The organism is Streptacidiphilus pinicola (assembly GCF_003258295.1).
Taxonomy (GTDB): domain Bacteria; phylum Actinomycetota; class Actinomycetes; order Streptomycetales; family Streptomycetaceae; genus Streptacidiphilus; species Streptacidiphilus pinicola.
The window spans coordinates 1-5871 of the sequence record NZ_QKYN01000194.1 but is presented as its reverse complement, the minus strand read 5'-3'; the positions used below and the strand labels follow the sequence as shown (position 1 = coordinate 5871).

Below are 5871 nucleotides of genomic sequence, written 5' to 3'. Positions count from 1 at the left end.
GGGGGGGGCGCGGGCGGCGTCCTCGACCGCCTCGTGCACCGGCACGCCGACGGCGGCGAGGGCGCGGCAGCTGACCGATCCGGGGTACATCGACTGCACGACGAGCGGTTTGCCCGACGCCGGCACGGCGGCGGCGATCGCCCGCGCGGCCGCCAGTTCGGCCGCGCCGAGCGCGCTGAGCCCACTGCCCGGGCCCTCCGCGCCGTGCGGGCCGTGCCCACCGCCCCGGCCGTGCGCGCCGTGCGCGGTGTCCCCACCGTTCGCGACACCCGCACCGCCCGCACCGTGCCCGCCGTCCGCGCCGCCCGCGCCGTCCGAGCTGTGCGCGCCGTGCGCGGTGTCCCCACCGTTCGCGAGGCCCGCACCGTCCGCACCCTGCCCGCCGTCCGCGCCGTCCGAGCCGCCCGCGCCGCCGCCCAGGCCGCCTTCGGCTGCCGCGTAGCCGCCGAAGTAGCCGGTCAGCAGCACCGCGTCGACCTCGTCGGAGTCCAACAGCGCCTGGACCGTGTCGGCGTAGGACGCCGGATCCTGCTCGCCCATGCCGGCCAGGTCGACAGGGTTGCCGACGGCGGACTGCTCCCAGAGCCGCCCGCTCAACTCACCTTGCAGCGACGCCGACAGCTCGGGCACGGACAGGCCCGCCGCCTCGACCGCGTCGGCGGCGATCGCGCCGTGGCCGCCGCCGTCGGTGAAGACGGCGACGCGACGGCCGCGGGCGCGTCGGCCGGCGTCCAGGGCGCCCAGCACGCAGGCGAGTTCACGCGGGGTTCGGGTCAGCTCGATGCCGGCGTCGCGGCACGCGGCGAGCACCACGTCGCTGGAGGTGGTGAGCGCGCCCGTGTGGGACTTGGCGCTGCGCGCGGAGGCGTCGCCGCGGCCGGCGGTGAGCAGCACGACGGGCTTGCCGGCCCGTGCGGCGGCCTCGGCGAAGGCGCGCCCGTCGCCGAAGTCCTCGGCGTAGACGGCGATGGCCCGGGTGCCGTCGTGTCGGGCGCAGTCCTCGACCAGGTCGACCAGGGTCACGTCGGCCTGGTTGCCCAGGGAGACGAAGCGGGAGAAGCCCAGCCCCTGCGGTTCGAGGCGGAGCCCGAGTTCCAGCGCCAGGTTGCCGCTCTGGCTGAGCAGCGCGACGCCGCCGTGGGCGAACCGGTCGGAGGCGAGGTAGAGCTCGGTGGTGTTGTCGGCGACGCCGAGGCAGTTGGGACCGACCAGCAACGCCCCGGCCTGCCGGACCTTCTCGGCGACGGCGCGCTGACGGGCCAGGCCCTCCGGGCCCAGCTCGGCGAAGCCCGCCGTGATGGCCACGATCGCGCGCGCTCCGCAGGCGAGCGCCTCGTCGACGGCGTCCTCGAAGCCCGGCAGCGGGACGCTCACCACGACCAGCTCCACGGGTTCCCCGATCGCGCCGAGGCTGGTGGCGGCGGTCCGGCCGAGCACGTTGCCGCCGCGCCGGTTGACCAGGTGGAGCGGTCGTCGTCCGTCGGCCCGCAGGGCCTGGACGGCTATGGCGTGGCCGTACTTGGCCGGGTCGTCGCTGGCTCCGACGACGGCGACCGAGGCCGGGTCGAAGAGGGGGCTCAGTTCGCGTGGCACCGGTCACCGCTCCAGTCGGAGTGCGCTGTTGGGGCAGGCGTCGACGGCCGCACGGGCGGCGGTCTCCTGATCGCCAGTCAGTTCCACGACCAGGAGCCGGGCGTAGCCCCACTCGTCGAGGTCGATCAGTCCGGGGGCGGGCGGCAGGCATTCCCCGTAGCCCTGGCATCGGGTGGAGTCGATGTGGAGTTTCATGGCGGTCCTCTTCGAAGAGCGGTGGAACGAAAGGAGGAGGAGTAGGGGGCGGGGCTCAGCCGACGCAGGCGGGCGTGGACCGCGACGGGCGGGAGGTGTCCGTGGCCGGAACGGGGACGGGCACGCGCAGACGGCGACCGGCGTCCGGTGGGGTGGCGGCGCAGACCGGACAGGGGCTGCGCCGCTGGGCCTCGACCAGGTGGGGGAAGCCGGCGAGCAGCGTGCCCGCGAGCCGTGCGGCGGCGTCGAGCAGTCCGCAGGCGCCGCGTCCGGGCAGGCCCTGTGCCCAACGGGCCAGCTTGACCACGCCGTCGGCGTCGCAGCGGCCGTCGGCCAGGGCGACCAGCGTGTCCCGCAACGCCCTGGTGCCGGAGACGCAGACGCCGCACTGGCGGCTGCTCTCGACGCTCAGGTAGTCCACGGCGTCGGCGGCGACCGACACAGGGCACTCGTCGGGGGCCAGGAAGCGGATCGCCCCGCAGCCGAGACCGGTGCCCCCCTCGGCCAACCGTGTCCGGTCCAGAGGCAGATCGAGCGCGTCGGGCGGGAGAAGTCCGCCGAAGAGCCCGCCCATCAGCACGGCCGATGGATCAAACGTTCCTTGGATCACGGCCAGTTGACGTAGCGTCACACCGAACTGCCGCTCCGTCAGCACCGCCGCGCCGGCGGTGCCCGACAGGGTGAGCAGCGCCGAGCCGCCCGCGCCGCTCCCGCCTGCCGACGGGACCGGCAGCGCCAGCAGGGCCAAACGCGCCAGCGTCTCGACGTTGGACACCAGGGTCGGCGCGCCGCCGACGCCGTGTTCGAAGACGCGCGGGGGCTTCGCCTTCGGCAGGGCCGGTCCGCCGTCGATGCAGCGGACCACCGCGCTCTCCTCGCCCGCGACATAGGCGGGTTCGGTGCGGACGACGTACACGGGCAGGCCCGGATCGCGCTCGGCCAGTGCCGCGCGCACTCCGCGCTCCGCCGCCGCGTCGGAGAGGTAGACGTAGGCGCGGTCGGCGCCGGTGATCCGGGCCGCCCGGATGAGGCCGTCCAGCACCAGGTGCGGGCGGGCGCGCAGCAGCCAACGGTCCTTCACCGAGCCCGGCTCGCCCTCCTCGCCGTTGGCGACGACGACGGGCGTGCCCACGCCGTCGCGCACCGCGCGCAGCTTGACCGCCGTGGGGAAGCCGGCGCCGCCGTGGCCGCGCAGGTCGACGGCCTCGGCACGGGCCAGCAGCTCCGCCGGCCCGACGTCCGACCGGTATCCGCCCCGGGAGAGGTAGCAGGCGAGGCTCTCGACCTGATTCGGGGTCGGGCCGAGCACGGGTGCGGAGCGGCCGGGGGCCATATGGATCAGGGTCATCGCGGACCTGCCTCCGGATCTTGTTCGACGGCCGATCCGGGCTGCAGGCGTCGCAGCCGGTCGACGGCACGGGTGAGCAGCGCCCGGTCGGCGGCGGCCTGGTGGTAGGCCGGGCCGGGCAGGCCGATCAGCATCTGGTGGTGGGCGAGGACGACCTCGCCGGCGACCAGCGCCGCCTCGACGTCCTGCGGGCCCGGTGGCCCCTCCCCGTGCGCGATTCCGGACGCGACGTCGGCCACCAGCTCGGCGACCTCGCGCAGGTAGCCCAGCCAGCTGCGCCGGTTGCCGTGGAGGATCAGACGCTCGACGCGGCGGCGCTCGGCCGCCGTGGCCGCGCACGCGACCGGGTTCACCGAAGGCGCGGTTCCCAGCACCGCCGCGTCGGGGAGCCAGCCGCGCAGGCGGGCCACCGCGTGCGGCAGCTCGCGCTCGGGCTCGGGGGTGAGCCCGAGCCAGGCGTTCCTGCGGGATCCGTGCATGCCTGCCTCCGCGGTGGGACGGGGTGCGATGCCGAGAGGTCCGGTGAGGGCCGGACCGCGTGGGAGAGGTGGGGAGAAGCGCCGTGTCCGGGAGAGGGGCCGCTCCTGGGATGGGACATCAGGAGCGCCGGTGTCGGCCGGGCGGCGTGCTCGCCACGGTACTGATCAACCAGTTAGTCAGCAAGTATTGACAGCGAGGACGTGAGGGCGCAACCTTGCCGCACCGCTCGCTGAGCAGACAGTCAGTCTCTGCCCCACCCCCGGCCCCGCGCGATGAGCAGGAGTGCCATGCAGTCCGAACTGACCCGATCCGGTCCCCCGCACGCCGAGCCCGTCCCACCGGCTCCGGCTCCCGACGGGGGCGCCCCGCCCGTGGCCGCCGGCCTGGCGGCCCGCTACTACACCGATCCGGCCGTCGCCACGGCCGAGCACGACCGCGTCTTCGCCCGCAGCTGGCAGCTGGTCTGCCACGAGACGGACCTGCCGGGCCCGGGCGCCCGGATCACGGCCTGGGCCGCCGGCCGCGAGGTCCTGGTGGTCCGCACGGAGGACGGCGGCATCAGGGCCCACCTCAACGTCTGCCGCCATCGCGGCACCCGCCTGGTCTCCGCTCCCGAGCCGTCCGGGAAGGCGATCCGTTGCCCGTACCACGGCTGGACCTACCGCCTCGACGGCAGCCTGGTCGGCGCGCCGGAGGCCCGGCAGATCCCCTGCCTCGACAAGCCGAAGCTGGGGCTCTTCCCCGTGGCGGTCGAGTCCTTCCTCGGCTTCGTCTTCGTCAACCTCGACGGGCAGGCGACACCCCTGGCCGAGCAGTGCGCCGGCCTCGCCGAAGCCGTCGGCCGCTACACCGGGCCGGAGCTGCAGCCCGTCGGACGCGGCCGGATCCACGACCTGGCCGGCGCGGAGGTGCAGCACGCCAACTGGAAGGTCGCCGTCGACAACTACCTGGAGGGGTACCACGTCCCGGTGGCGCATCCCGGGCTGATGCGGCTGCTCGACTACCAGCGTTACACCGGCGAACTCCACGACTCCTACGCGCTGTTCGAGTCGCCGCTGCGCGAGAAGCCCTCCTCGAACCTGATCGAGCGGCTCTACCAGCAGGTGGCCAGCCCGATGCCGGGGCTGACCGCCGAGGACCGCCGCACCTGGCGCTACGCGATGATCTATCCGAACACCCTGCTGGACTTCTATCCTGACCACGTGATCGCCTGGACCGCCATCCCCACCGCGCCCGACCGCGTGGCGGTGCCCGGCGCCTTCTACGCCAAGCCCGGCTCGGGTCTGCGCACCGCGCTCGCGCGGCGGCTGAACATCAAGATCGGCTGGATCACCAACGACGAGGACGCCGTGCTGGTGGCGCGCGTTCAGCAGGGCCTGGGCACACCGGGGTTCCAGCCCGGCCCGCTCTCGCGCCGCGAATCGGCGGTGGGCTGGTTCGCGGAGCGGATCCGCGCCGACCTCGACGGCGCCGTCGACGTGACGCGCCCGGACGTCACCCCGGGAGCGACCCCCGGAGCGACCGCGTGAGCGCCGCGATCCGACCCGTGCCGGTGCCCGCGGCGGGACGCCGCGCCAGTCACGAGGAGCGCACGGAGCACACCCGCCGGGTCATCCTGCTCGCGGCCTGCGAGACGATCGCCGAGGTCGGCTTCGAGAAGGTCCGGATGCGCATGGTGGCGGAGCGGGCCGGGGTCTCCTCGGCGCTGCTGCACTACCACTTCGAGAACCGCGAGAAGCTCTTCCTGGAGGCGCTGGCGTTCTCCTACGAGCACGCGGGCGTCGAGGGCTACGCCGCCGAGCCGCCGGACGAGCTCCCCCACACCTGGCGGCTGGGCCGCGTCATCGACGCCTGCCTGCCGATCGACACGGAGCTGCGCCGCGACTTCCTGCTCTGGCAGGAGCTGCACCTGCGCGCCGTTCGGGACGCGGACTCCCTCGGCGTGGCCCGGGACCTGTACGGCAACCTGCGCGACTGGATCGCCGGCGTGGTCCGTGACGGCCAGGCGGCCGGCGAGTTCGGTCCGTGCGACGTGGGCCGGCTCGCGGATCTGGTGATCGCGCTGACCAACGGCTACGGCACCAGGATCCTGATCGGCTCCTCGGCGACGGACGTCGCAGACGCCCGCGACCAGATCTGGTCCCTGGTCGCCCCGCAGCTGGGCGTCACCGCCCCGTTCCCGCCGGCCACACCCAACGGCCACGCCGGCCACCACGGCTGACGGCACCACTTCTCCCCTCCCCCACGCCCCTCCC

The 5871-nt window shown here is 74.8% G+C and carries 6 protein-coding genes; 2 read left to right on the top strand and 4 right to left on the bottom strand.

What is annotated here, in order from left to right; genetic code table 11:
• From DN069_RS36055 to DN069_RS36040, 4 genes are all read right to left on the bottom strand, one after another.
• Positions 1 to 1593 (bottom strand): CoA-binding protein (locus DN069_RS36055; RefSeq protein WP_111507477.1); only part of this gene is annotated, 1593 nt, incomplete at its 3' end.
• A 3-nt stretch (positions 1594 to 1596) separates the two neighbouring features.
• Entirely contained in the window at positions 1597 to 1788 is a 192-nt protein-coding gene (locus tag DN069_RS36050) for a ferredoxin (protein ID WP_111507476.1), read from the bottom strand.
• A 55-nt stretch (positions 1789 to 1843) separates the two neighbouring features.
• The gene (locus DN069_RS36045; RefSeq protein ID WP_111507475.1) at positions 1844 to 3136 is read right to left on the bottom strand and encodes an NADH-ubiquinone oxidoreductase-F iron-sulfur binding region domain-containing protein; all 1293 of its coding nucleotides are present in this window, start codon (positions 3134 to 3136) and stop codon (positions 1844 to 1846) included.
• Entirely contained in the window at positions 3133 to 3615 is a 483-nt protein-coding gene (locus tag DN069_RS36040) for a hypothetical protein (RefSeq protein WP_111507474.1), read from the bottom strand. The genes DN069_RS36045 and DN069_RS36040 overlap by 4 nt, the downstream gene beginning before the upstream one ends.
• Before the next feature lie 288 nt (positions 3616 to 3903).
• Here DN069_RS36040 and DN069_RS36035 point away from each other — a divergent pair, with 288 nt between their 5' ends.
• On the top strand, positions 3904 to 5145 hold the full coding sequence (locus tag DN069_RS36035) for an aromatic ring-hydroxylating oxygenase subunit alpha (RefSeq protein ID WP_111507473.1): 1242 nt from the start codon (positions 3904 to 3906) through the stop codon (positions 5143 to 5145).
• Positions 5142 to 5837 (top strand): TetR/AcrR family transcriptional regulator, encoded by a 696-nt coding sequence (locus tag DN069_RS36030; protein WP_243640230.1) that lies wholly within the window; start codon positions 5142 to 5144, stop codon positions 5835 to 5837. Before DN069_RS36035 ends, DN069_RS36030 begins: the two co-directional genes overlap by 4 nt.
• The last annotated feature ends 34 nt before the right edge of the window (positions 5838 to 5871 follow it).